Origin of the sequence: Sedimenticola hydrogenitrophicus, from assembly GCF_029017505.1 — a bacterium.
GTDB classification, from domain to species: domain Bacteria; phylum Pseudomonadota; class Gammaproteobacteria; order Chromatiales; family Chromatiaceae; genus Sedimenticola; species Sedimenticola hydrogenitrophicus_A.
Genome location: NZ_JAQGEI010000005.1, coordinates 31,367 through 57,797, shown reverse-complemented (window position 1 = coordinate 57,797; position 26,431 = coordinate 31,367). Strand labels below are relative to the sequence as shown.

Genomic DNA, 26,431 nt, shown 5'->3' with positions numbered 1-26,431 from the left:
ATACCTTCGTGCAAGTAGCGGCCACGCATGAACACAAAGACCTGAACGGAAGAGCTGTCGCCGACCAGATCCTGGCCGACATACACGACCAGATGGAGTCGCTTAAATCGCACGGTTGGAAACCGAAACTGATCTCGATTACCGTGGGCGACACCAGCGCCGTAGAGGTCTATGTGCGCAATCAGAAGCGCACCGCCGAACGCGCCGGCATCGCGTTCGAAGAGCGCAACTTTTCCGCCGACGTATCCGACACTGAATTGCACGCCGCACTGGCGGCCATGAACGCGGACCCAAGCGTCACCGGCATCATCATTCAGCGCCCGGTGCCCAGCCACCTGGCAATCAAAAAACTGCAATCTGCAGTTCACCCGCTGAAGGACGTGGAGGGTATGCACCCGGCCTCCATTGGCAACATCGTCTACAACCAGCTCGACCTGGCACCCTGTACCGCTGCCGCCTCGGTAGAGCTGCTGAAACGCACCGGCCTCAGACTGCAGGGACTGGAGGTGACGGTGGTGGGCCATTCCGAGATCGTCGGTAAACCGATCGCTTTCCTGCTGATGTCGGAGGGCTGCACGGTAACCGTGTGTCACCACATGACCCGCAACCTGGCGGTGCACTCCCGACAGGCGGATGCGGTATTTGTGGCCGTCGGAAAACCGGGACTGATCACCGGCGACATGATCAAACCCGGGGCGGCGGTGATCGACATCGGCATCAATCAGATTCAGACAGAGAGTGGCGAAGCCCGCATCGTGGGTGATGTGGATTACCACTCCTGCCGCCCAATCGCCGGCTGGATCACACCCGTTCCGGGTGGCGTGGGCCCGGTAACGGTGGCCACTCTGATGCGCAATACCCTGGTCGCCGCCCGTCGACAGCGCCAGCACTACGAGGCGGAGTTCGGCAAGCCGATGGCGGTGTGATCCGGCCCTGATTGCGGCCTGCCTCCGATGCTTGACGCAGGCAAACAGATGCAGGTCGCTCACGGGTCAGCCTGGGGTCGCCGGCGGGCGCACCATTAGCCCCATCAACGACCATCAGTACCGCCTAACGCGTTGTTTATAAACCCACAAATGTACCGGTTTTCGGACTACAAAGGAGTCGACAGCATGAGCCAATCTGATGCATCCGCACCCACCCGGCGCAGCCGTCGTGGAGGCCGAGCCGCGCGCCTCGTCGCCGCTGAAGCCAGCGTCCCGATCGTACCCTACATCACGCGCAACATCCCCTATTACGAGGTGCTGGATGAAGAGGGGCTGAGCCTGATCGAGTCCAATGCCGACACCCTGCTCGAGGAGATCGGTATCGAGTTTCGCGATGACCCGGAGGCGTTGCTGATCTGGAAGGACGCCGGCGCGGAGGTCAGCGGCGAACGGGTGCGCTTCCCGCGCGGGTTTTGCCGTCAGATTATCCAGGCCTCGGCTCCCCGGGAGTACACCCAGCATGCGCGTAATCCCGAGCGCAGTGTGCGTATCGGCGGCAAGCACACCGCCTTCGCCCCCGGCTACGGTTCGCCCTTTGTTTACGACCTGGAGCAGGGTCGCCGCTACGCCACGCTGCAGGACTTCGAAAATCTGATCAAGCTGACCTATCTGTCATCCAGCCTGCATATCTCCGGCGGCACCATCTGTGAGCCGGTGGATCTGCCGGTGAACAAACGCCACTTCGACATGATCTACAGCCATATCAAGTACTCCGACAAGTGCTTCATGGGCTCGGTAACGGCGCCCGAGCGGGCCGAGGATACCGTGGAGATGGTGAAGATCCTGTTCGGCGACGACTACATCAACCCCGAGACCGGTCGCCCAAAGACCGTCACCACCAGCCTGATCAACGCCAACTCGCCAATGACCTTTGACGACACCATGCTGGGTGCGGCCAAGGTCTATGCGCGCAACAACCAAGCCTGCATCGTAACCCCGTTTATCCTCGCCGGTGCCATGTCGCCGGTGACGGTCGCCGGCACCGCCGCCCAATCACTCGCTGAAGCACTGGCGGGCATGGCCTTCGTACAGCTGGTCAATCCCGGCGCTCCGGTGGTGATGGGCAGCTTTGCCAGCTCCATCTCCATGCAGTCGGGGGCGCCCACCTTCGGCACCCCGGAACCGGCCCTGGTGCTCTATATCATGGCCGCCCTGGCACGACGCCTTGGCGTACCCTTCCGTTCCGGAGGCAGCCTCAGCGCCTCCAAGGTCCCGGATGCCCAGGCGGCCAGCGAGTCGGTCAACACCCTGCTGCCGACCGCGCTCGCCGGGGTCAACTTTGTGCTGCACACCGCCGGCTGGCTGGAGGGCGGACTGGTCATGGGTTACGAGAAGTTCGTCATGGATGCGGACCAGGCGAGTATGATGGAGGTGCTACTGAAGGGTGTTGATCTGAGTGAAAACGGTCAGGCGCTGGACGCCATCAGGGAGGTGGGGCCGGGCAACCACTTCCTGGGCTGCAGCCATACCCAGGCCAACTTCAAGACAGCGTTCTACCGCTCACCGCTGGCCGATAACAACAGCTTCGAGCAGTGGGAATCCGAGGGCAGCAAGGACCAGCCACAACGCGCCAATCAGCGCTGGAAGCAGATGCTGGCGGACTACCAGGCGCCGGCTATCGACCCGGCGGTGGACGAAGCCCTATGTGACTACGTGGCGCGACGTAAAGCGTCGTTTCCTGATTCCAACGTATAGCCACCCCCACACCTTTCGTCGACTCGGGCGACAAGGGTCCACGACACACGCCGTGAAGGTGTCACCACCTTCACGGCGTTGTCATTTGTGGTCGAAAGAGAACGGTACCAATCGTCGGTTCAACACACTACGCACTGACTGCACCGCTGACCTCCCTCGGGCATCTGACCATCACCAAACTTCAACGGCCTGCTGATCGACACCCTAGGCCGCGGACCGGCAATCAACCGGGTCGGGCACAACCGGTTGTGCTGAAGCTGTGCGCAAAAAATTCCTCACGGGCAGCCTGCCAGGCATCACCTGTTCGGCTGCATAGGCGATCCGCGCAAAACATATAAAAAACAGCGAATTCCATGCATTTTTTAGTATACGTTTTCGTCAATTTCCTGTAATAATTCGATACCATATTGTTTACAGGGTGATGCCGAATGACCGGTCCAATCAAACCAGACAATCCCCTGCGCTTAGGTTTTCTGGTCGTTCCGAACTACTCCATGATCGCGTTTACATCGGCCATTGAACCCCTGCGCATGGCCAATCAACTGGCCCAGCAAAAACTCTACGAGTGGCTCACGGTCACCTTGGATGGCGCACCGGTCCAGGCCAGTAACGGGATAATAATTCAGCCCGACTACGCCGCGGCTGATCTGCCGAAACTGGATATGCTGTTTGTGTGCGCCGGCATTGATGTGGCGGACAACTACTCCAAACCCCTGGCCAGCCTGCTGAACAAGCTGTCGCGGCAACATGTGGCGCTGGGGGCGCTTTGCACCGGCACCTATCTGCTGGCCAAGTCAGGCCTGATGGAGAACTACCGCGCCACCATTCACTGGGAGAATCTGGCCAGTACGCGCGACGAGTTTCCCCGTTTGCACCTGACCGACGAACTCTATGAGATCGACCGGAATCGCTACACCTGCGCCGGCGGTACCGCACCGATGGACATGATGCTGCAACTGATCAATGAGACCTGCGGCAGCACCCTCTCCTCGAATATCTCGGAGCAGTTCATGCTCAGCCGGGTACGTGACAAACACGACCGGCAGCGCACACCACTGCATCTGAAGCTGGGTACCAGCCAACCCAAACTGACCGAGGCGGTCTCGCTGATGGAGGCGAATATCGAAGAGCCGATCACCCTGGACGAACTCTCCATGCTGGTCGGCGTTTCGCGCCGTCAACTGGAACGACTGTTCCAGAAGTATCTCAATTGCGTTCCCACCCGTTACTACATGGATCTGCGACTGAGCCAGGCCCGCCTGATGTTGCTGCAGACCAACAAGCCGATCGTGGATGTGGCGATGGCCTGCGGCTTCGTCTCCGCCCCCCACTTCAGCAAGTGCTATCGGGATTACTTCGGCATACCGCCGCGCGAAGAGCGCCGCCGGCGCAAAGTAAAAAACCCGCTCCCATAAGGCAGCGGGGGTTTTCTCGCCGACGGGTGTGCGCCCATCGCTCAGTGGTAATTGATCATCCCTTGCCGCCGCCGACGCTCCCGCCCGCGCTGTTCACGCCGTTCGCTGCGACCGCTGGTTTGGACCTTCTTCTCGGGCAGCGTCACCACCTGTCTTAGCTGGGCAAACTCATCCCGGCTGTGGGGCAGCCCCATGGCCGCAACAAAATGCTCCTGGAAACGCGCCTCCAGCGCGGTCTCCACCTTCTCCACCGCGCGCAGCACCTGTTCAATGCGGGTACGTGAATCCCGGGTGAGCAGGGCGATACGCGCACCGGTGCCGGCGGCATTGCCCACCGAACCCACCTGGGTCAACTCGCAATCCGGGATCAGGCCCAGGGTCATGGCGTACTTCACATCGATATGTGAGCCGAAAGCCCCGGCCAGGGCGATGCGTTCCACCCGATCGATCCCCATGCGGTCCATCAGCAGCCTGATCCCGGCGTACAACGCCGCTTTCGCCAGCTGGATGGCACGAACGTCATTCTGAGTCAGGCGCAGACGCTTGCTGCCGCGGTGCAGGTCATAGGCAAAGGTACGACCGTCCTGCACGACCCGTTCACTCTTCTGCGCCATCGCCGGGTCAATCACCCCGTCGGCGTCGATCACCCCGGCCAGGAACAGCTCCGCGATCAGTTCAATAATCCCCGAGCCACAGATACCGCTAATACCGATATTGGCCGTCGCCGCCTCAAATCCGGGCTCATCCGACCACAGCTCACAGCCGATAATCTTGAAACGGGGCTCCAGTGTTTCCCGGTCGATGCGTACCCGCTCCACTGCGCCGGCGGCCGCACGTTGTCCACAACTGATCTGTGCCCCCTCAAACGCCGGTCCGGTGGGGCTGGAGGCCGCCAGCAGGCGGTGGCGATTTCCCAGGACGATCTCCGCGTTGGTACCCACATCCACCAGCAGGGTCATCTCCTCCGCCAGGTCCGGGCGCTCGGCCAGGATCACCCCGGCGGTGTCCGCACCGATGTGTCCGGCAAGACAGGGCAATACAAACAGGCGCGCCTCGGGGTGCAGATTCAGCTCCAACTGATCCGCGCGCAACTCCAGCGCCTTATCCACCGCAAGATTAAACGGCGCGGAGCCCAGCGGAGTAGGGTCGATGCCCAGTAACAGATGGTGCATGATGGGATTGCACACCACGCTCAGCTCCAGGATATCCACCACCTGGATGCCGACCTGCGATGCCGCCTCCCGCGCCAACTCATTGAACGCCTGACGCACCTGCCGGGTCATCTCCCGCGCGCCGCCCTCATTCATCATCACGTAGGAGACCCGGCTCATCAGGTCTTCACCGAATCGAATCTGGGGATTCATCATCGAAGCGGTAGCCACCACCTGACCGTTGTTTAGATCACACAGGTGGGCGGCAATGGTGGTCGAGCCCAGATCCACGGCCAAGCCGTAGGCGTCGCTCTTCTGGCCCGGCCAGACGGCGATCATTCGCGGCTGCCCCTGCATGGGGTAGTGGATGGCCACCGTCACCTGGACCATCGCCGATGCACCACCGGCCCCCTTGTCATGGACCACGTTCAACACCGACTGCAGCGCCCCCAGCAGGCCGAAGTCAAATGTCAGATCGGTAAAATGGTAATCCACCGCCAGTGCCTGCTGCAGGCGGGTGATATCGGACGCCGGCTCCCGGAGGTCCGGCAGAGCCACCCAGGTGGTATAAAGCTTTACCGCCGGGTCGTGATCGATATGGCAATTGGTCGCCTGCTTGACTACGTGTTGCTGGTGGGTCTGGCTCCCGGAGGGTATATCGATCACCAAATCACCGCGAATCTGCGCGCAACAGCCCAGCCTCAGGCCCGCTTCCAGGGTCTCCGCATAATCGAAGATCTCCGTCTCCGAGGGCGGCGAGAGATGCTCTTCGCGGGACTCGATGCCGTGTTTGGAAAAGGCGCCGACAATATGCAGCACCTGACAGGTTCCGCACACCCCATGACCGCCGCAGATCGTCTCCAGATCCACCCCCAGTTGCTGCGCCGCCTGCAGCACCGTGGTGCCTACGGGGAATTCACCCCGCAGGCCGGAAGGGGTAAAGACTACAATCGCTTTATCAGGCACGACGGCGGCGACTCGGCCGGCGCCCACGACCGGTGGCTTCACCTTCCGCGGGCGGTTCACGAAAACGCTTGATCCAGTTCATGCAGTCCGGATCACGTCCCATCATCACATCCGCACCCAAGGTGGCGTTGATCACCTCCATATGCATCGGGTTGGTGATCGCCGAGGTCATGCCGGCATGGATCGCCATACTGAGAAAGGCGCCGTTGATACCGTCTCGATTGGGCAGACCAAAGCTGATATTGGAGGCACCGCAGGTGGTGTTCACCTTCAGTTCGGTACGCAGGCGATGAATCAGTTGCAGCACCTGCTTACCGGCGGTGTTCACCGCGCCCACCGGCATCACCAGCGGGTCCACCACCACGTCACAGGCGGGGATGCCGTAATCGGCGGCCCGTTGTACGATCTTCTTCGCCACCTCGAAACGCACATTCGGGTCCTGGGAGATACCCGTCTCGTCATTGGAGATCGCCACCACGGCGGCACCGTACTTCTTGACCAGCGGCAGCACCTGCTCCATCTGCTCATCTTCACCGGTCACCGAGTTGACCAGCGCCTTACCCCGGTACACCTCCAGCCCGGCCTGCAGCGCAGCGATGATGGATGAATCGATGCACAGCGGGGTATCGGTGATCGACTGCACCAGCTGAATCACCTCAGCCAGAATCCTTGGCTCATCGGCCAGCGGGATGCCGGCATTCACATCCAGCATATGGGCACCGGCCTCGATCTGCGCACGCGCATCGGCTTCCACCCGGCTGTAGTCCCCCTCCCGCATCTCCGCCGCCAGGATCTTGCGCCCGGTCGGATTGATACGCTCTCCGATGATGACAAATGGGCGCTCGAACCCCAGCACCACCTCTTTGGTGGCCGAGCTGACGATGGTATCGGTCATTGTTATGCACTCTCCTTCTGTAATTCATGGCCACGCCCCGGGAACCAGGGCTCACGTCCCTGCAGCACCCCGGAACGATCAATTATCTCGGCCACCGTCTCCTCTTGACGGTAGGCCATTACATGGACGCCGCTGACCCCTTCGATCTCCCGCAGCTCCTGAATCAGTTCGATGCACAGTTGCTTGCCTTCCTGTTTCTGCTTCGCGGCACCGGCCAGCCGTTTGATCACCGCATCCGGGATATCAATGCCCGGCACGTGAGTGCGAATCCACTCCGCCGCCCTGGCCGAAGCCAGCGGCCCCACACCCGCCAGGATGTAGCAGTGCTCCAGTACCCCCAGGTCACGCAGTTGCGCCATAAAGGTCTTGAAACGCGGGATGTCGTAGCAGTACTGGGTCTGGATAAACTGCGCCCCCGCGGCTACCTTTTTGGCCACCCGCAGGGCGCGAAAATCGTATGGCGGGGCAAACGGATTCTCCGCCGCGCCGAGTAATACCCGCGGTGGCGCGGTGATCGTGCGCCCGCTGAGGAATTGGCACTCGTCGCGCATCCCACGCACGGTCTCCAACAGCGACATGCTGTCCAGATCGAACACCGGCTTGGCATCCGGATGGTCGCCCGACTGCACCCCGTCACCACTCAGGCACAGGACATTGGAAACCCCCATCGCGGCGGCACCGAGTACGTCACCCTGGATCGCGATACGGTTTTTATCGCGACAGGAGATCTGCATCACCGGCGAGTATCCGACTCGGGTAAGCAGGGCGCACATGCCGACACTGGACATGTGACAGTTGGCGCCGGATCCATCGGTGGCGTTCATGCCATCCACGTAACCGTCAAACACCCGTGCCCGAGCGTACACCTCTTCCGGATCGGCCGAATCCGGCGGCGCCAGCTCGGCGGTTACGGTAAAGCGCCCGGCCCGCAGTACCCGCTCCAGACGCCCCGGCGACGAGTGGCCCGGCAGGATCGGTAGCGGGTGCCACGGATCAAGTGGTTCATCTTCAAATATCACTGCGTATTCTCCGCGGCCTGTTTCGCCTGGACCGGTTGTGGATTGAGTTTCGCGGCTTCACGACTTTTCACGACACCGCGCACTACGCGCAGCCAGGATGAACTTCCCTGATAGCTGAAATTGACCGGCTTCTGCACAGTGAGGATGGCGTCCCCATTGCGCATCTGGCGACTGCCGTTCCAGGCCTCCACCCACACGCAACGGCGCTGCGGATAGATCTCGCAGTTGCCGTCGCCGCGTACTCCGCCGCAGGGGCCGTTACGCAGGTTCTTGGGGCAGTTCATGGTGCAGGACATGCCGGTGGTGCTGAGCTTGCACTGACCGCACATCTGGCAGTCGAACAGCACTCCCTTGCACAGCGCCTCAAGCCTGGCGACCGGTTTCTCCACGCGCTCGTAACCCAGGTTCTTCCACAACGGATGCAGCCGGGTGATGATCGGCTCAAAGACGTTGTAGATAATCTCGAACAGTCGCGCGTGGCGCGTGGTCCAGAGTCGAACGGAATACACGGATACCTCCAGCCTGTGTTGGGTATGCCCAGTGGATATTCGTGCCGAGGCGGGGTGATCAGCTCGACCCGACTCTCAGCTGCCGGTTAAATCGTTGTAACGAACGACCCAGTTCACCGCTGCCCGTATAGTGATACGCATAGCTCAATCCGAGTCGTTGTGCGGCAGCCTGTGCCCGCTGTTGCAGCTCCTGATCCTCACTCTGTGCCAGATACAGCAACTTCCGGTAGTGCCCGAACACCAACGGCTCTAATTCCGGTTTCCGATCCAGCCCCAGACCGCGTATCACCAGCCGATCGAAGTGCCGCACCAGGAAATCGGTCAGGTAGAAGGTGCCGAGTTCCGCCTCTTCAAACTGCTTGAACTGCTCACTGCCGCTATAGAACTGGTAGCAGTGGGCACCGGGGATACGCTCCACGCCCTCCCGCTCGAGCAGGGCGTCCAGTCTGCCGCCGGTACCGCAATCACCGTAGGCCACAAACACCAGCTGTCCCTTGCGCCTGGCGGCAGTTATCAACACCTGCACCGCATCCGGGATCCGTTCCGGGCGATTGTGCAGTTCGGCACTGATCGTGACCACCTCCAGATGGGTCCAGCCGTTGGCCTTGATCAGGGCCTGGATCTCCCGCAGCAGCGCCGAGCAGGTGATGATCACCGCACCCGGGGCAGCATCCGTCGCCTGCCGCTCCAGGTGATCGGTAACGCTATGCCTGGATGATAGGACGCTTGGCGGCATGGCATCTGACCCGGCGCAGTCAGGCAACCGCCACTTGGGCGATGGCCCCACCCCGACGCTGGGCCACCAACTCCTTGGCCATATCCACGGCAACCGCCGCGTCGCGACAGTAACCGTCGGCACCGACCGCCTCGCCAAACTCCTCGTTCAGGGGCGCGCCACCGACCAGCACGATGTAGTCGTCGCGGATACCCTTCTCCTTCATGGTATCGATCACCACCTTCATGTAGGGCATGGTGGTGGTGAGCAGCGCCGACATGCCGAGGATGTCCGGCTTGTGGGTCTCCAGGGCCTCCAGGTACGTCTCAACCGGGATATTGATACCGAGATCGATCACCTCGAATCCGGCGCCTTCCATCATCATCGCCACCAGGTTCTTGCCGATATCGTGGATGTCGCCCTTTACGGTGCCGATCACCATCTTGCCTACCGACTCAGCGCCGGTGTCTGCCAGGATCGGACGCAGGATCTCCATACCGCTCTTCATCGCATTGGCGGCGGAGAGTACCTCGGGAACAAACAGGATACCGTCACGGAAATCTACGCCCACGATGCCCATCCCGGCCACCAGTGCATCAGACAGCACCTTCTCCGCGGACCAGCCGCGATCCAGAAGGATCTGGGTCCCTTCGCCGATCTCCGCGTGCATACCGTTGTACAGATCGTCATACATCTGCTCCACAAGTTCATCGTCGGGCAGCGTTGAGAGGTCCAGTTCTTCCTCGTCGTACAGCTCTTCGTTATTGGACATGTGCAGATCTCCGTCATTAATAGAACCCGCCGCAAACTGCCACGGCTTACGGGTCCAAGATTATTGGCAGGCCGCCCCCCCTGCAGCCACCGGTTGCGACACGTGATTACCGAAAAGCGACACAAAAAAAAGCCGCCGTCGCGATGGGTAAAAAGTCCGTCGCCGGGGGGACAAAAAGGGGCGCCCGGTAGCCCTAATCTAGGGCCTCAGAACGGCACTTCGCCGGCACTTAGGACAGGCATCCCAAACCGGCGGCAGCATACCCAAATGAGGCAACAGATGGCACATATCATTGACGGAAAAACAGCGGCTCGGACACTACGAACGCAGATCACCCAACAGGTCGCCGCACTGCACTCGCAGGGCATCACCCCGGGGCTTGCGATGGTGCTGGTGGGAGAGGACCCGGCCAGCGCGAGCTACGTGCGCAGCAAGACGCGACAGACCGGAGAGTGCGGCATGCGGGCGTTCGAGCACGGGCTGCCGCAGTCGACCACCCAGCAGCAATTGCTACAGCTGATCGAACGATTGAACGACGATGCGCGGGTGCACGGCATCCTGGTCCAGCTGCCGCTGCCCTCCCACATAGACGCGGATGCAATACTCGACAGTATCCACCCGGACAAGGACGTGGATGGCTTCCACCCGGTCAACGTAGCGCGACTGGCCGGCGGCACCCCCGGCATCGTCCCCTGCACGCCCCTCGGCTGTCTGATGTTACTGCGAGGCGTACTTGGCGACCTGACCGGCAAGCAGGCCCTGGTGATCGGGCGCTCACAACTGGTCGGTCGCCCCATGAGTCATCTGTTATTGAGCGAAAACTGCACCGTCACCACCGCTCACTCCCGCAGCCGGGATCTGGCCGGCTTGTGCCGACAGGCCGATATCCTGGTAGTGGCCGCCGGACAGCCGGAGCTGGTTCGGGGTAGCTGGATCAAACCCGGCGCGACGGTGATCGACGTGGGTATCAACCGGCTGCCCGGAGAAAATGGCAAACCGCGACTGGTGGGAGATGTGGCCTTTCGCGAGGCGCAGGAAGTAGCGGGCGCCATCACCCCGGTGCCCGGTGGTGTGGGACCGATGACGATCGCCTGCCTGCTGCTCAATACCCTGCTCGCCGCGCTGCGGCAGCACCAGCTACCGATCCCCGAATGGGCACCTCAACAGAGCTAATCACCAACCCGCGCCTGCCGGGGCAGGCGCGGCCGATTCCGAGTCAAACTCAGCGCTGTACGCTCAGCCCGTACTCCGCAGCGGCATCCTGTAGCCATAGCCAGACGTAGTCGGCAAAACTGCGCCGCACGATCAATTCCCAGCGGGTGTCATCGATGCGCCGGATGACCGCCTGGGTCTTGGCAAAGGTGGTGGTGACCACCTTGCCCGGTGGGAAGGTGCCCGCATGCAGGTCGTAACCGGTGCTCTTTTTCAGCACATTCACGGCCTGTTCGCCGGACAGTTCGATCAGGGTCTGACCGCCGGAGACATTGACCACCGCATAGTGCCCCTCGATCGCCTCGCGCAACTGTTGTTCCATCTCGAACGCCTCGTTCCCCGGCAGGATCAACAGCCACTCATCGGGCGAGATCCAACGCAGCGACCGGTTCTCCGAGGCCACACTCTGCAGCGTCTCCGGCAGCGCCATGCCCACCACCCGTTCGACGCCATTCAGAAATGAGGCATTCTCCCTGGAGCCGCGCAGCACCAGGTGCCCCAGCAGTTTGTGCTCCCTCAATTGCACCCCAGCGGACTGCGCTTCGGAATCTGTCAGGCTGTCCAGACCGACATGGTGCAGTGGGCTCTCCGCCCGCGGGCCCGCCCCGGGCAGCTGGTCCATCATGACCACGTCCAGTTTTTTCTTGACTTCCGCTTGCGGTGTTTTTACATCAGACATTCTGGCGCTCCCCTTTCGGATCCAGGAAGATCGGGCTGCAGATCTCGGCTTCGATAACCGTACCGTCGGCCTGTGGATAGTAGACCGTATCGCCCATCCGATCATGCCCCCCACGGACAAAACCCATCGCGATACTGCGCTCCAGGTTGGCGCTGTAGTAGCTGGAGGTGACGTGCCCCAGCATGCGCATGGGCAACGGCTGATTGGGATCGTCCACCGCCTGCGAACCCTCGGGTATCACCACCTGGGGATCCCGACTCTTCAGACCGACCAGCTGCTTGCGCTGCGGTTTCACACAATCTTCGCGCGCCATGCCGCGCTTGCCGATATAACTGAACGGTTTCTGATTGGCCACACACCAGCCCATCCCGAGATCGAGTGGAGTTACCGAGCCGTCTGTGTCCTGACCGGCGATGATGAACCCCTTCTCTGCACGCAGGATATGCATCGTCTCCGTGCCATAAGGTGTCAGGTTGTATTTTTTTCCATGCTCAAACAGCTTCTCCCACACATACAAGCCGTAGTTCGCCTGCACATTGATCTCGAAGGAGAGTTCACCGGTGAAGGAGATACGGAATATCCGTGCCGGAACCCCGGCCACTGTACCGCTACGCCACTCCATGAAATTAAACGCGTCGCGCCCCAGATCGATATCGTCGGTCAGCTCGGCCAGCAGTTCGCGACTGCGCGGGCCGGCAATCGACATGGTGGCCCAGTGGTCGGTCACGGTGTTGAAATAGACCTCCAGCTCCGGCCACTCGGTCTGGTGATACAGCTCCAGCCACTCCAGCACATGGGCGGCACCGCCGGTGGTGGTGGTCATCAGGAAGTGATCCTCCGCCAGGCAGGAGGTGACGCCGTCATCAAACACCATGCCGTCTTCACCGCACATCAGGCCGTAGCGACACTTGCCGACCCCCAACTTGGCCCAGGCGTTGCTGTATACCCGGCCCAGGAACTCGCGCGCATCCCTGCCCTGGATATCGATCTTGCCCAGGGTTGAGGCATCCATGATGCCCACACTCTCACGGGTGGCCCGGCACTCCCGATCCAACGCCTGGCGCATGCTCTCGCCGGGTTGGGGGAAATACCAGGCGCGCTTCCACTGCCCCACATCCTCGAATTTGGCGCCGTGCTGTTGGTGCCAGCCGTGCATGGCGGTCAAGCGTTTTGGATCAAACAGCTCATTACAGTGGCGTCCGGCGATGGCGCCGAACGTGACCGGGGTGTAGTTGGGCCGAAAGATGGTGGTACCGGTCTCCGGGATGCTCTTGTTCATCGACTTGGCGGCGATCGCCATGCCGTTGATATTGCCCAGTTTGCCCTGATCGGTGCCAAACCCCATCGCGGTGTAGCGCTTCACGTGCTCAATCGACTCGAAGCCCTCCCGCGTCGCCAGTTCCACCGCCGCCGCGGTGACATCGGTCTGATAGTCGACGAACTGCTTCGGGGCGCGACTGGTCGGTTTGGTGTGCGGCACATGAAACAGGGGCATCGCCGGCCACTCCTCCACGTTCCTCGCCGAGGGTATGGGCAGTTGTTCCAGGTCCACCTCGAAGCCCGCATTGATCGCCGCCTGCGCCCCCTGGCGCGCGCCCTCTTCAAGACAGGCCGCCAGCGCATAGCTGCCGTTTACCGCACCGGCCACCAGCTGTTGCTGAACACCCTTTCCCGGGACAAAGGCGGCAATATCGTCGCGCCACTCGGGACGGCTGCCGGTATGGCAGGAGAGGTGCACCGTCGGGCTCCAGCCGCCCGCGCTGGCCACGGTGTCGCACGCCAGGCTGTACGGTTTGCCGGTCACCCGCCCACCGCCCTCATCAATATCCGCGATCACCACGCCCGATACCCGGTTACCGCCCGTCACCTCGATCACCGCGGCACCGGTGATCAGGTTCAAGCCCCGATCCCGGACCATGCTCACGGCCTCGCCGTCCGGATTGGTGCGGGTGTCCACAATCGCCGCAATCGCGTGTCCCGCATCCTGCCAATCAAACGCCGCACGGTAGCCGTAGTCATTGGTGGTCATCAGCACCAATCGCTGACCCGGCACCACGGCATAGCGCTTGATATAGGTGGACACCGCGGAGGCCAGCATACAGCCCGGCAGGTCATTGTTGCCGTACACCAGCGGTCGCTCGATGGCACCGCTGGCGAGTACCACCCAGCGGGCGCGTACCCGGTGTATGCGTTGACGAACCTGCCCCTGGGGGGCGCGGTCCGACAGATGATCGCTGAGCCGTTGGTGAATGGTAAGGAAGTTGTGATCATGGTAACCGTTGACCGTGGAGCGGGGCAGCAGCAACACGTTGTCCATTTCCCCTAGCGCCCGCACCCTGTCGGCCACCCACTCAACGGCCGCCACACCGTCGATCTGTTCGTCGCTGTGCAGCAGCATGCCGCCGAACTCGGCCTGTTCATCGGCCAGGATCACCCGTGCCCCACTGCGTGCGGCGACCAGCGCCGCGCTGAGGCCGCTGGGTCCGCCACCCACCACCATCACATCCGCATGCTGGTTGACGTGATCGTAACGGTCCGGATCATTCTCCAGGGGTGAACGTCCAAGCCCGGCCGCCTTGCGGATGTACTTCTCGTAGGTATCCCACATCGCTTGCGGGTACATAAAGGTCTTGTAGTAAAACCCGGGCGGCATCATGCGCCCACCGACCTTGCCGAGGTAGCCCATCAGGTCGAATTCGGTGCTCGGCCAGCCATTGGTGGAGTGGGCCACCAGCCCCTCGTACAGCTCTTGCTGGGTGGCCCGTACGTTGGGTACCTGGGTCGCCTCACTGGCACCCAGCTGCATGATGGCGTTCGGCTCATCGGCACCGGCGGCTACGATGCCACGCGGACGACTGTACTTGAAACTGCGCCCCACCAGGTCGACGCCATTGGCAAGCAGGGCCGAGGCCAGGGTGTCCCCGGCAAACCCGGTGTAACGTTTGCCGTTGTACTCAAACGGCAGGGGGCGGGTGCGATCGATGCGGCCGCCAGACTGGAGACGGTTCTTTTGTGTCATAGTCAGCGCCTCACTGATCCGGGTTGGTGGAGACTGCGGGCTGATCCCCGATCTTGTAGGTCTCCCTGATTTCGTAGGTCTGGGTGTCGCGGGTGATGTTGAAAAACTTGCGACAGCCGGCGGCGTGTACCCACAGCTCATGGTGAAGACCACGCGGGTTGTCACGGAAGTAGAGGAACTCACCCCACTCCCGGTCGCTGCAGTCGTCCGGGGCCGGCGGGCGGGCGATGTGCGCCTGGCCCTTGGCGTGGAACTCCTCCTCCTCGCGATGCTCTTCGCAATAGGGGCAGTAGATATGGAACATGTCGGTACTCCTTCGCTCAGTGGGCCACGCCGGCGGCGCCGTGCTCGTCAATCAACGCACCGTCGTAGAAGCGGTACATGGAGAAGGGTTTGGCCAGTTCATGGGCCTCACCCTTGGCCAGGGTGGCCGCAAACACATGCCCCGAGCCCGGTGTCGCCTTGAAGCCACCGGTACCCCAACCGCAGTTGAAGAACAGGTTCTCTACCGGCGTATCGGAGATAATGGGACAGGCATCCGGACAGGTATCCACAATGCCGCCCCACTGGCGATTCATACGCACCCGGCTGAAGATCGGGAACAGCTCCACGATCGCCTGCACGGTGTGCTCGATGGTCGGGTAGGAGCCGCGCTGGCCGTAGCCGTTATAACCGTCGATACCGGCACCGATCACCAGATCGCCCTTGTCGGCCTGGGAGATGTAGCCGTGAACATGATTGGACATCACCACCGTATCCAGCACCGGCTTGATCGGCTCCGAGACCAGGGCCTGCAGCGGATGGGACTCCAGCGGCAACCGAAAGCCGGCCATCTGCGCCAGCACACTGGAGTTGCCGGCGACCACACAACCGATTCGGCCCGCCTTGATGGTGCCGTGCTGTTTGGTGACCACCGCCGTGGCGGCCCCGTCCTCGACCTGGATATCCACCACTTCACACTGTTGAATCAGATCCACACCGAGCCGGTCGGCGGCCCGGGCAAAGCCCCAGGCCACCGCATCGTGGCGCGCCACACCGCCGCGCGGCTGCCAGGAGGCGCCCATCACCGGGTAGCGTCGATTGGCCGAGCAGTCCATGATCGGCACGATCTCCTGCACCTGTTTGGCATCCAGCACCTCGCCGTCGATACCGTTCAGCCGGTTGGCATTGACCCGCCGCTGGATATCTCGCATGTCTTGTAGCGTGTGGCCCAGGTTGAGCACCCCGCGCTGGGAGAACATGACGTTGTAGTTCAGGTCCTGTGACAACCCCTCCCACAACTTCAGCGCATGCTCATACAGATGGGCCGCCTCGTCCCACAGGTAGTTGGAGCGCACGATAGTGGTGTTGCGTGCCGTGTTTCCGCCGCCCAGGTAGCCCTTCTCGATCACCGCCACATTGGTGATGCCGTGCTCCTTGGCCAGGTAGTAGGCGGTGGCCAGGCCATGCCCGCCACCACCGATGATAATCACGTCGTAATGGGTCCTGGGCGTGGGGTTGCGCCACACCCGCTGCCAGTTTTCGTGATGGCTGAGCGCATGTTTCAGCAGCCCGAAACCGGAATATTTCTGCATAGTCTCGTCCTCAGTCTCACCCGGTCAGTGACCGCCGCAGTCATCAACACTCGATGACATTGACAGCCAGTCCGCCCCGGGAGGTCTCTTTATATTTGTCCAGCATGTCCCTGCCGGTCACATTCATGGTGGCGATCACCCGATCCAGCGACACGAAGTGCTCTCCATTTCCGCGCACCGCCAGGGTAGCAGCATTGATTGCCTTCAGCGACGCCATGGCGTTGCGTTCGATGCAGGGCACCTGCACCAGTCCGCCCACCGGATCACAGGTCAGCCCCAGGTTATGCTCCATGCCGATCTCGGCCGCATTCTCCACCTGCCGCGGCGTGCCGCCGGCGGCCTCCGCCAATCCCGCCGCCGCCATGGCGCAAGCCGAGCCCACCTCGCCCTGGCAGCCGACCTCGGCACCGGAGATGGAGGCATTCTCCTTGAACAGGATGCCTATCGCCGAGGCGGTAAGCAGGAAGTTGATCACCCCCTCCTGATCGGAATTGGGGCAAAAGTTGACATAGTAATGCAACACCGCGGGTATGATGCCGGCGGCACCGTTGGTGGGTGCGGTCACCATGCGCCCGCCGGCCGCATTCTCCTCATTCACCGCCAGGGCGTACAGATTGACCCAGTCCAGGGCCCCCATCGACGGCGTGATCATGTCCATGCGATTGCGGTTTTTCAGATCATGGTACAGGGTCGGGGCACGCCGCTTTACGTTCAGGCCACCCGGCAGTATGCCTTCGTTGCGGATGCCGTTCTGGACGCACTCCTGCATTACCTGCCAGATATCCAGAATGCCGGCACGCACCTCCGCCTCACTGCGCCAGACCTGCTCGTTGGCCATCATCACCTGGGCGATGGAGAGGTCCCTCTCTTCACAAATATTCAACAGCTCACGCGCGGTGTGGAAGGGGTACGGCAACGGGGTGTCGTCCTCAACGATCCGATCGGCCCCGGCGGCCGCCTCATCCACCACAAAGCCACCTCCCACCGAATAGTAGGTTCGCTGACTCACCAACTCGCCGCTCGGGTCCCAGGCGCTGAAACACAGCCCGTTGGCGTGGTAAGGCAAAAGCTCGTGCCCCAGAAAACAGATATCCCGCGACTCGTCGAACTCGATCTCCTGGCGCTCCAGTAACCACAGCCTGGACTGCTCACAGATCGCCTGCGCCCTCAGCGGCACCCTTGCCGGATCCACCACTTCGGGCTGATACCCCTCCAGGCCGAGCAACACCGCCGGCCCGGAACCGTGACCGCGGCCGGTGGCACCCAGGGAGCCGTAAAGCTGGCACTGCACCCGTGCCACCTGCGGCAACAGACCGTCACTTTGCAGGGAAGCGGCAAAGCGCTGCGCCGCTTTCATCGGCCCCACGGTATGGGAACTGGAAGGACCGATTCCGACCTTCAACATATCGAACAGACTGATCGCCATCAGCGCAATCCTCGCTCAACGGTACACCGGATAACGGGCGCAGAGCGCCTCCACCTTCTCCTTCACCTGGGCGATGGCCGGCTCCGCATCACCATGCTGCAGGGTATCCAGGATGTCCGCTATCCAGTGGCTCAGCTCCCGGCACTCCACCTCGCCGAAGCCCCGGGTGGTCACCACCGGGGAACCGATGCGCAGACCGGAAGTGACAAACGGCGACTGGGGATCATTCGGCACCGAGTTCTTGTTCACGGTGATCGAGGCCCGTCCCAAAGCGGCGTCCGCCTCCTTCCCGGTCAACCCCTGCTTGATCAGACTGAGCAGAAACAGGTGGTTGCGGGTGCCACCGGAGACCACCTCGTAACCGCGCTCGACCAACACCTCCGCCATGGCCTGGGCGTTCTTTAGCACCTGCACCTGATAGGCCTTGAACTCCGGCTCCAGCGCTTCTTTAAAGGCCACCGCCTTGGCGGCAATCACATGCATCAGGGGGCCGCCCTGGCCACCGGGAAACACCGCGGCATTGAGTCGCTTCTCCAACTCCGGATTGGTCCGGGCCAGAATCAGTCCGCCGCGAGGGCCGCGCAGGGTCTTGTGGGTAGTGGTGGTCACCACGTCGGCATACGGCAACGGGTTGGGATAGAGCCCGGCCGCCACTAAACCGGCCACATGCGCCATATCCACAAACAGGTAAGCCCCCACCTGATCGGCGATCGCCCGGAAGCGCGCCCAATCCACCACCTGAGAGTAGGCGGAGAAGCCGGCTACAATCATCTTCGGACGGTGCTCTTCGGCCAGGGCCTGCACCTGCGCATAATCGATCTCACCGCTCTCCTGATCCAGTCCATATTGTACGGCGTTGTAGATCTTGCCGGAGAAGCTGACATGGGCGCCGTGCGTCAGATGTCCACCGTGCGCCAGACTCATGCCCAGCACCGTTTCACCCGGCTGCAGCAGCGCCATGTAAACCGCCGCGTTGGCCTGCGAACCGGAGTGCGGCTGTACATTGGCGTAATCGGCACCGAACAGCTCTTTGGCGCGATCAATGGCCAACTGCTCCACCACATCCACATGCTCACAGCCGCCATAGTAGCGTTTCTGCGGATAGCCCTCGGCGTACTTGTTGGTCAGCAACGACCCCTGCGCTTCCATCACCCGGGTGCTGGTATAGTTCTCCGAGGCGATCAGTTCGATATGCCGCTCCTGTCTCTGGGCCTCGCCCTGAATCGCGTTCCACAACACCTGGTCGAACTGCGCAATCTGGTCACTCTTGTTCAACATCGGATCCCATCCTCCATTCCCAGACGGTCTTCGCCGTACTGGCGGCATCATCACGCCCACACCGCGGGGGCGCCTTCAGAGCGCTCATAGTATTAACTTGCAGAAATCGCCAGTTGCCTGCCAGCGGCTTGATAGTATGGATTTGCGACACCCCCCGACGCACGCGGCAATACCCTGCCCGACGGCCGATCCCGGCGCCTGCGCCCGCGAACCCGGCACAACCGATCCGATACGATATCACTACCACAAGGGCCGCAGAAGCTCCCTCAACCGGCGTCGCGCGTATTCAGCGACGACTCCGCCCCCGCCTCCTGCATCAGGCGCAGCATGCAGGCCGCCTTGTCCAGGGTCTCCTGATACTCGGCCTCGAGTTGCGAATCCGCCACCACGCCACCGCCGGCCCAGAAGCGAGCCACCCCGTCCTGCTGCAGCAAGGTACGAATGGCGATGCTGGTATCCAGGCTGCCGTCATAGCCAAGATAGCCGATGCTACCGCAATAGACGCCACGCCGATGCGGCTCCAACTCCCGGATCACCTGCATTGCCCGACGCTTGGGGGCGCCAGTGATGGAACCACCGGGAAAGGCGCCACCAAGCAACGCCAACGGATCGCCATCGGCGGGCATATCGGCGTGGATGGTGGTCACCAGGTGGTGCACATTGGCAAAGCTTTGCACCTCGAACAGACGCGGCACGCGCACGCTGCCGGGCACGCAATGGCGGCCCAGATCGTTACGCAACAGGTCCACTATCATCAGATTTTCCGCCCGGTCCTTTTCACTCTCAGCCAGCTCCCGCGCCAGCCGGCGATCGGTCGCCTGGTGTTCGCTGCGCGGCCGGGTACCTTTGATCGGGGCGGTCTCGACCACACCGCGGGCTACCTGAATGAAACGCTCGGGTGAGACGCTCAAGACCTCGCCCCAGGGCAGCTTGAGATAGGCCGCGTATGGCGCCGGACTGATGTTGCGCAGGCGGCGATAGGCCAGCCAGGGGTCTCCTGACACCGGTACACTGAACTCACGGGTCAGATTTACCTGGTAGCAGTCGCCTTCGCGCTGGTAGTGTTTAATACGCCGAAAGGCCGCGGCATAGGCCTCCAATCCCAAATTGGTCTCCACCGCTCCGTGCGCCCGGTAGGGTACCCGTTTGCGCGCTGCTGGAAGCCGGGTGAATCGCGCCACGAGCCGCGACCACTGACGCGCCAACGCCGGTGTCAGATGGCTGCTGGCAAGCCAGCAGCGGCGCGTCTGATGATCACTCACCAGCGCCCAGTCGTAGATGCCGATCGCCATATCCGGAAAACGTCCGGCCGCGCTGTCACCGGCATGCGGATTGGCCGGATCACAACACAACTCGTAGCCGAACAGGCCCACCGCTCCCCCCCGGAACGGCAGGGGCGAATAGTCGCCATACGGCTTACCCAACAACTCCCGCAACAGCTCCAGTGCCGGACGTCGCGAACGTTTTGCAAGGCCCTCGCCACAGATCAGCGTCTCCTCTCCCCGGGTGACCAGGGTCACACGAGGGTCGGCCACCAGGATGTCGTAACGCCCCTGCTGGCTGCGAGGTCGACCACTGTCCAGAAACATCGCCCACGGTAGATCCGCCAGCGCCTCGAACAGGCGGCTACTGTCGGGATGATAAGGTATCTCGGAAAGCCGATGCCCCGAAACAATGCGCTGCACGTTCATCTTAGCTGCACCCGTAATTTGCAACCCAGTCCTCGGAAGGTCCCGCGTCCGACATACCCACCGGATGATTCCCATTGATAAGCCGTGGTGCGTCACCAACCAGCTCCTGAAAATCACTGCGTTGATTTACAAAGATGTGCGCCGCCACCCGCAACCCGGTATCTCGCTGCAGGGTGCCGGCCATGATACGGATCAGGCCGTCCCCGGGGCGCGGCAACCAGAACAGACTGGAACCACACTCACGACAAAAACCGCGTTTCGCCAGCTTGTTGCCGTACCAGGCGAGGCCGTCGCCACGCAGTATGTTCAACCGCGACTCGGACGCCGCAGTGGCGGAGACAAAGTTGCCGCTGCTCTTGCGACACTGATCGCAGTAGCAGCTCACTACATCCCGCAACGGCCCGTCAACCTCATACTCCACACAACCACACAGACAGCTACCCTTCAGGGTCTTCGTAGTCACTTGCGGTTCATCTTGACTCGTCATCAGCCTGTTCCTGTGCAGATCAGTCATTCCGATTTTCAGCTTACCGAAACCTGGCAATCGCTCATGTCTTTTCACGACCCGCTGTTACCTTTAGGCGACGGTCTTGCAGACCACCTTGGTGCCGCGCCGTCCGGCTCCTTGCCAAACCTCGCCGACTGGAAAAAAAGCGGCCGGCATGAAGCCGGCCAGGGAGGACCGTAGACGATGACAGCCGTCTACTGCTGGAAGCGGAGCCGCCTCAATGCACTCGGACTTTCCGGTCAGAAAAGACCTTCGATATGTCCGGCTTTGTTAACAAATATCTTCTCCGCCGTCGGCACCCGGGGCAGGCCCGGCATGGTCATGATATTGCCGCAGATCACCACCACGAAACCGGCACCGGCGGAGAGTCTCACTTCACGTATCGGCACCACATGCCCGGTCGGGGCACCGCGCAGATCCGGATCGGTGCTGAATGACATTGGCGTCTTGGCAATACACACCGGCAGCTCACCAAAGTCCTCCTGCAGTTTGGCAAACTGATCACGCACCTTCTGATCGGCAATGATGTCATCGGCACCGTACAACTCGGTGGCCACGGTCTTGACCTTGTCCCACAGCGGCGTCGCGTTATCGTAAAGATACCTGAACTCGGTTGGCTGGCGGTCGATCATCGCAACCACTTCATGTGCCAACTCCTCGGTACCTTCGCCGCCCATCGCCCAGTGATCACACATGATCGCCTGCACACCAATCTCGGCACACTTCTCCTGCAGCAGTTCGATCTCTGCGTCGGTATCGGCGCTAAAGCGATTGATGGCGACCACCACCGGCACACCGAACTTCTTCACATTGCTGACATGACGCGCAATATTTTCAAAGCCCTGATCCAGCGCCTTCAGGTGCTCATATTTCAACTCATCCAGCGAACAGCCACCGTGCATCTTTAGCGCACGAATGGTACCCACCACCACGGCGGCGTCCGGGGTCAGGCCCGCCTTGCGCATCTTGATATTGAAGAACTTCTCGGCGCCCAGATCGGCACCGAACCCGGCCTCCGTCACTACGTAGTCGGAGAGCTTAAGGGCGGTGGAGGTGGCCAATACCGAATTGCAGCCGTGCGCAATGTTGGCAAATGGCCCGCCGTGCACAAACGCCGGCGTCCCTTCCAGTGTCTGCACCATGTTCGGTTGAATAGCGTCCTTCAAAAGCGCGGTCATCGCACCCTGCGCATTCAAATCACGCGCAAAGACCGGTTTCTGCTCCCGGTTGTAACCGACAATGATATTGCCCAGACGCTCCTGCAGATCATCCAGGTCACGCGCCAGACAGAAGATCGCCATCACCTCGGAGGCCACGGTAATATCGAAACCGTCAATTCGCGGAAAACCGTTAATCACGCCACCCAGGCTGTTGGTGATCTCACGCAACGCCCGGTCGTTCATGTCCACTACCCGGCGCCAGGTGATCCGGCGTGCATCGATACCCAGTTCATTACCCCAATAGATATGATTATCGAGCATCGCGGAAAGCAGATTATGCGCTGCACTGATGGCATGGAAATCACCCGTAAAGTGCAGATTGATGTCCTCCATCGGCACCACTTGCGCATAGCCACCTCCGGCGGCACCACCCTTGATGCCAAAGCAGGGACCGAGCGACGGCTCGCGCAGGCAGATAGAGGCCTTCTTGCCGATACGGCTCAAGGCATCACCCAGACCTACGGTGGTGGTGGTCTTACCCTCACCCGCCCTGGTGGGGCTGATACCGGCGACCAATATCAACTTACCGTTGGGACGACTCTTCAGGCTTTCGATATAGTCCAACGAAACCTTCGCCTTGTGGTGGCCGTGGGGTAACAGATCCTGCTCTTCGATATCGAGTTTTGCTGCGATCTCTTTGATCGGTCGCATCGAAAATTCGCGCGCGATTTCGATATCTTCCTTGGGATTGATGTGCTGGGATGCAGGCATGTTCGAAAGTCCTCAACAAAAAATACAACCGTTGGCTGGTGAGGGAATGGTGAAACAAAGCGGTGAACAAAAACGTCTGCGGGGCGACTTTGGTCTGTCTATTTACGACATATGGCAGGCCCCGAACCGACCCGGACCAAACACGCCGTCAGCACAGTTTTAAACAGGAAAACAAAGCAAGCAGGGAAAGCATAAAAAAAGCCCGGCCTGTCAGTGACAGGCCGGGCGCAGGATAAGCCAGCAATCAAACAGCCGCTTCGACATGCACCGCGCAGTATTTAAATTCTGGAATTTTTCCGGCCGGATCGAGCACGTCATTGGTCAGCAGGTTGGCCGCTGCTTCGCGATAACAGAAAGCGATAAACACCTGTCCCGGACGCAGCCCGTCATCGGCGCGCACCGCCGCCAACAACTCACCCCTTCTGGAGCTGACCCGAACCTGATCACCCTCCCGGATATCGATTTGCGCCAACTCATTCGGATGCATATTCACCACCGGAATCGGCTCGATGGCATCCAGTACCTGGGAACGCCGGGTCATGGAGCCGGTGTGCCAGTGCTCCAGTTGACGGCCGGTGATCAGTACCTTGGGATACTCATCATCCGGCACTTCATCGGCGCTAATCAGCTGGGTCGGCACCAATCGCCCCTTACCGCTGGCGGTTGGGAAATCATTGGTGAAGATCACCGGTTCACCCGGATCACCCTCCTGGTGACAAGGGAAGGTGACGGAGTCTTCCTGCTGCAAGCGCTGCCAGGTTATACCGGTAATACTCGGCATCGCCTTGCGCATCTCGTCAAACACCTGCTGTGGACCACGGTAGTGCCAATCCAGTCCCAGGCGACGTGCGATCTCCTGGATGATCCACAGATCCTGCCGCGCCTCGCCCGGCAGCTCCAGTGCCTGACGACCCAGCTGCACGCGGCGATCGGTATTGGTGAAAGTGCCGCTCTTTTCCGGGAATGCCGAGGCCGGCAATACCACATCAGCAAACCAGGCGGTCTCGGTCATGAACAGGTCCTGCACCACCAGATGCTCAAGCGCGGCCAGTGCCTTGCGGGTGTGATTCAGATTGGGATCCGACATCGCCGGATTCTCACCCATGATGTATATGCCGCGGATCCCGCCCGCCAGAACGGCGTGCATGATCTCCACCACTGTGAGTCCCGGCCGGTCATCCAGGGTGGTCTGCCAAAGCGCCTCGAAGCGCGCCCGCGCCTGCGCATTGTCGACGCGTTGGTAGTCGGGAAACACCATCGGGATCAGGCCCACATCCGATGCCCCCTGGACATTGTTCTGCCCACGCAGCGGATGCAGGCCGGTTCCCGGCCGACCGATCTGACCGGTAATCAGGGACAACGCAATCAGGCAGCGGGCGTTGTCGGTACCGTGCACATGCTGTGAGATGCCCATCCCCCACAGGATCATGGCACTGCGGGCAGTAGCATATTTGCGCGCCACCTCGCGAATGGTCTGCGCATCGATGCCGCAGATCGGCGCCATGCGTTCGGGAGTGAACTCACGCACCTGCGCCTGCAGCTGTTCGAAGCCCTCGGTACGCCGCTGTACAAACTCCCGATCCACCAAATCCTCTTCGATAATGGTGTGGATCATCGCATTCAACAGGGCGACATCAGTATCCGGATTAAACTGTAGTACGTACTCGGCATGACGCGCCACCGGAGTGACCCGCGGGTCCATCATCACCAGGGTCTTGCCCGCCCGGGCCGCGTTCTTGATAAAACTGGCGGCCACCGGGTGATTGGCCGCCGGATTGGAGCCGATGACAATAATCACCTCGGCCTCGACCACGTCGGCAAACGGGTTGGAGACCGCACCGGAACCGATAGCCTCCAGCAAGGCAGCGACGCTCGAAGCGTGGCACAGCCGGGTGCAGTGGTCGACGTTGTTGCTGCCGAAACCGGTGCGCACCAGCTTCTGAAACAGATAGGCCTCCTCGTTACTGCCCTTGGCCGAACCGAAACCCGCCAGGGCACGCCCACCCTGCTGCTGCAGGATCCGGCGCAGGCCGTCGGCGGCGGCATTCAGCGCCTCCTCCCAGCTTGCCTCACGAAATACCGACCGGTAATCGGCGGGATCGCCTATGCCGTCCACCGACTTGGGCACGCCCGGCCGTCGGATCAGGGGCCGCAGCAGGCGATGCGGGTGGCTCACATAATCGAAGCCGAAACGCCCCTTCACGCACAGGCGACCGTGGTTGGTGTCGCCATCACGCCCCTGCACCTGCAGGATCCGGTTGTCCTTCACCTGGTAGCTCATCAGGCAGCCCACCCCACAATAGGGGCACACGGAATCGACCGTCTTGTCCGGGGCGATCAGCCCCACCCCGCCGGAGGGCATCAGCGCACCGGTGGGACAGGCCTGTACGCACTCGCCACAGGCGACGCAGCTGCTCACGCCCATCGGGTCATCCAGGTCGAATACAATCTTTGATTCGGCCCCACGGAAGGCGTAGCCGATCACATCGTTGACCTGCAGCTCACGACAGGCGCGCAGACAGCGGGTGCACTGGATGCAGGCATCCATATTGACCTCGATGGCCGGATGGGAGGCATCCCGCACCGGCTGTCGCCGGGAGGCGAATCGGGGCGTACCGACCCGTAGATGATCGGCCCACTGGTCCAGCTCCGAATTCAGGGTATATTCGCGCTCCGCCACATCCGACTGCAGCAGTTCCAAGACCATCTTCTGGGCGGTTTGTGCTCGTGGATTGCTCGAATGTACCACCATGCCTTCGGTCGGGGTGCGTGAGCAGGAGGCGGCCAGTACCCGTTCGCCCTCGATCTCCACCATGCAGGCACGACAGTTGCCCTCGGCCCGCAGCCCGGGCTTGTAGCACAATCGGGGGATGCGCTCGCCATGCCGCTCTGCCACCTGCAGGATCGATTCACCCGCATACGCCTCCAGTGTCTGTCCGTTCAGGGTAAAGCGCACCGCGTTGCCGTTGTTGTCGTCGTGGGCACTCATG

General features: G+C 61.5%; 20 protein-coding genes. 4 read left to right on the top strand and 16 right to left on the bottom strand.

Annotation, left to right across the window (positions count from 1 at the left end):
• Window positions 1-8: 8 nt before the first annotated feature.
• From O9K64_RS04370 to O9K64_RS04360, 3 genes are all read left to right on the top strand, one after another.
• Entirely contained in the window at window positions 9-926 is a 918-nt protein-coding gene (locus O9K64_RS04370; RefSeq protein WP_275096866.1) for a bifunctional 5,10-methylenetetrahydrofolate dehydrogenase/5,10-methenyltetrahydrofolate cyclohydrolase, read from the top strand.
• A gap of 186 nt (window positions 927-1,112) precedes the next feature.
• The gene (locus tag O9K64_RS04365) at window positions 1,113-2,681 is read left to right on the top strand and encodes a trimethylamine methyltransferase family protein (protein WP_275096865.1); all 1,569 of its coding nucleotides are present in this window, start codon (window positions 1,113-1,115) and stop codon (window positions 2,679-2,681) included.
• A gap of 428 nt (window positions 2,682-3,109) precedes the next feature.
• Window positions 3,110-4,096, top strand: a complete 987-nt coding sequence (locus tag O9K64_RS04360) for a GlxA family transcriptional regulator (RefSeq protein ID WP_275096864.1) — start codon at window positions 3,110-3,112, stop codon at window positions 4,094-4,096.
• Window positions 4,097-4,137: 41 nt separating this feature from the next.
• On the opposite strand, the gene O9K64_RS04355 is transcribed toward O9K64_RS04360, so the two are convergent.
• From O9K64_RS04355 to O9K64_RS04330, 6 genes are read right to left on the bottom strand one after another with little or no spacing between them, the layout of a single operon-like run.
• Window positions 4,138-6,213 carry an ASKHA domain-containing protein gene (locus O9K64_RS04355; RefSeq protein WP_275096863.1) on the bottom strand — a complete coding sequence of 692 codons (2,076 nt, stop codon included), beginning with the start codon at window positions 6,211-6,213 and terminating at the stop codon, window positions 4,138-4,140.
• Complete coding sequence (locus tag O9K64_RS04350) at window positions 6,206-7,108, bottom strand: dihydropteroate synthase (RefSeq protein WP_275096862.1); 903 nt, start codon at window positions 7,106-7,108, stop codon at window positions 6,206-6,208. Before O9K64_RS04350 ends, O9K64_RS04355 begins: the two co-directional genes overlap by 8 nt.
• Before the next feature lie 2 nt (window positions 7,109-7,110).
• Window positions 7,111-8,127 (bottom strand): methylenetetrahydrofolate reductase, encoded by a 1,017-nt coding sequence (locus tag O9K64_RS04345; RefSeq protein ID WP_275096861.1) that lies wholly within the window; start codon window positions 8,125-8,127, stop codon window positions 7,111-7,113.
• Complete coding sequence (locus tag O9K64_RS04340) at window positions 8,124-8,636, bottom strand: methylenetetrahydrofolate reductase C-terminal domain-containing protein (RefSeq protein ID WP_275096860.1); 513 nt, start codon at window positions 8,634-8,636, stop codon at window positions 8,124-8,126. Before O9K64_RS04340 ends, O9K64_RS04345 begins: the two co-directional genes overlap by 4 nt.
• A 58-nt stretch (window positions 8,637-8,694) precedes the next feature.
• Complete coding sequence (locus O9K64_RS04335) at window positions 8,695-9,372, bottom strand: DUF1638 domain-containing protein (protein ID WP_275096859.1); 678 nt, start codon at window positions 9,370-9,372, stop codon at window positions 8,695-8,697.
• A gap of 19 nt (window positions 9,373-9,391) precedes the next feature.
• Window positions 9,392-10,123: a corrinoid protein gene (locus O9K64_RS04330; RefSeq protein WP_275096858.1), complete on the bottom strand. Its 732-nt coding sequence runs from the start codon at window positions 10,121-10,123 to the stop codon at window positions 9,392-9,394.
• 279 nt (window positions 10,124-10,402) lie between these two features.
• Here O9K64_RS04330 and folD point away from each other — a divergent pair, with 279 nt between their 5' ends.
• The gene (gene folD / locus O9K64_RS04325; protein WP_275096857.1) at window positions 10,403-11,296 is read left to right on the top strand and encodes a bifunctional methylenetetrahydrofolate dehydrogenase/methenyltetrahydrofolate cyclohydrolase FolD; all 894 of its coding nucleotides are present in this window, start codon (window positions 10,403-10,405) and stop codon (window positions 11,294-11,296) included.
• A 49-nt stretch (window positions 11,297-11,345) separates the two neighbouring features.
• On the opposite strand, the gene O9K64_RS04320 is transcribed toward folD, so the two are convergent.
• The 10 genes from O9K64_RS04320 to fdhF form a co-directional block, all read right to left on the bottom strand.
• Window positions 11,346-12,014, bottom strand: coding sequence for a sarcosine oxidase subunit gamma (locus O9K64_RS04320; RefSeq protein ID WP_335342230.1), 669 nt, complete (start codon window positions 12,012-12,014; stop codon window positions 11,346-11,348).
• The gene (locus tag O9K64_RS04315; protein WP_275096856.1) at window positions 12,007-15,033 is read right to left on the bottom strand and encodes a sarcosine oxidase subunit alpha; all 3,027 of its coding nucleotides are present in this window, start codon (window positions 15,031-15,033) and stop codon (window positions 12,007-12,009) included. Before O9K64_RS04315 ends, O9K64_RS04320 begins: the two co-directional genes overlap by 8 nt.
• 10 nt (window positions 15,034-15,043) lie before the next feature.
• Entirely contained in the window at window positions 15,044-15,337 is a 294-nt protein-coding gene (locus tag O9K64_RS04310; RefSeq protein ID WP_275096855.1) for a sarcosine oxidase subunit delta, read from the bottom strand.
• Between the two features lie 16 nt (window positions 15,338-15,353).
• Window positions 15,354-16,607 carry a sarcosine oxidase subunit beta family protein gene (locus O9K64_RS04305; RefSeq protein ID WP_275096854.1) on the bottom strand — a complete coding sequence of 418 codons (1,254 nt, stop codon included), beginning with the start codon at window positions 16,605-16,607 and terminating at the stop codon, window positions 15,354-15,356.
• Window positions 16,608-16,650: 43 nt separating this feature from the next.
• On the bottom strand, window positions 16,651-18,033 hold the full coding sequence (locus tag O9K64_RS04300) for an L-serine ammonia-lyase (RefSeq protein WP_275096853.1): 1,383 nt from the start codon (window positions 18,031-18,033) through the stop codon (window positions 16,651-16,653).
• Between the two features lie 15 nt (window positions 18,034-18,048).
• Window positions 18,049-19,311 carry a serine hydroxymethyltransferase gene (gene glyA, locus O9K64_RS04295; RefSeq protein ID WP_275096852.1) on the bottom strand — a complete coding sequence of 421 codons (1,263 nt, stop codon included), beginning with the start codon at window positions 19,309-19,311 and terminating at the stop codon, window positions 18,049-18,051.
• Between the two features lie 266 nt (window positions 19,312-19,577).
• Window positions 19,578-21,002, bottom strand: coding sequence for an aminodeoxychorismate synthase component I (gene pabB, locus O9K64_RS04290; RefSeq protein ID WP_275096851.1), 1,425 nt, complete (start codon window positions 21,000-21,002; stop codon window positions 19,578-19,580).
• A 1-nt stretch (window position 21,003) separates the two neighbouring features.
• Window positions 21,004-21,489 (bottom strand): GFA family protein, encoded by a 486-nt coding sequence (locus O9K64_RS04285; RefSeq protein WP_275096850.1) that lies wholly within the window; start codon window positions 21,487-21,489, stop codon window positions 21,004-21,006.
• A 260-nt stretch (window positions 21,490-21,749) separates the two neighbouring features.
• Complete coding sequence (locus O9K64_RS04280; protein ID WP_275096849.1) at window positions 21,750-23,441, bottom strand: formate--tetrahydrofolate ligase; 1,692 nt, start codon at window positions 23,439-23,441, stop codon at window positions 21,750-21,752.
• 244 nt (window positions 23,442-23,685) lie between these two features.
• Window positions 23,686-26,430, bottom strand: coding sequence for a formate dehydrogenase subunit alpha (gene fdhF, locus O9K64_RS04275; RefSeq protein ID WP_275096848.1), 2,745 nt, complete (start codon window positions 26,428-26,430; stop codon window positions 23,686-23,688).
• Window position 26,431 lies beyond the last annotated feature (1 nt).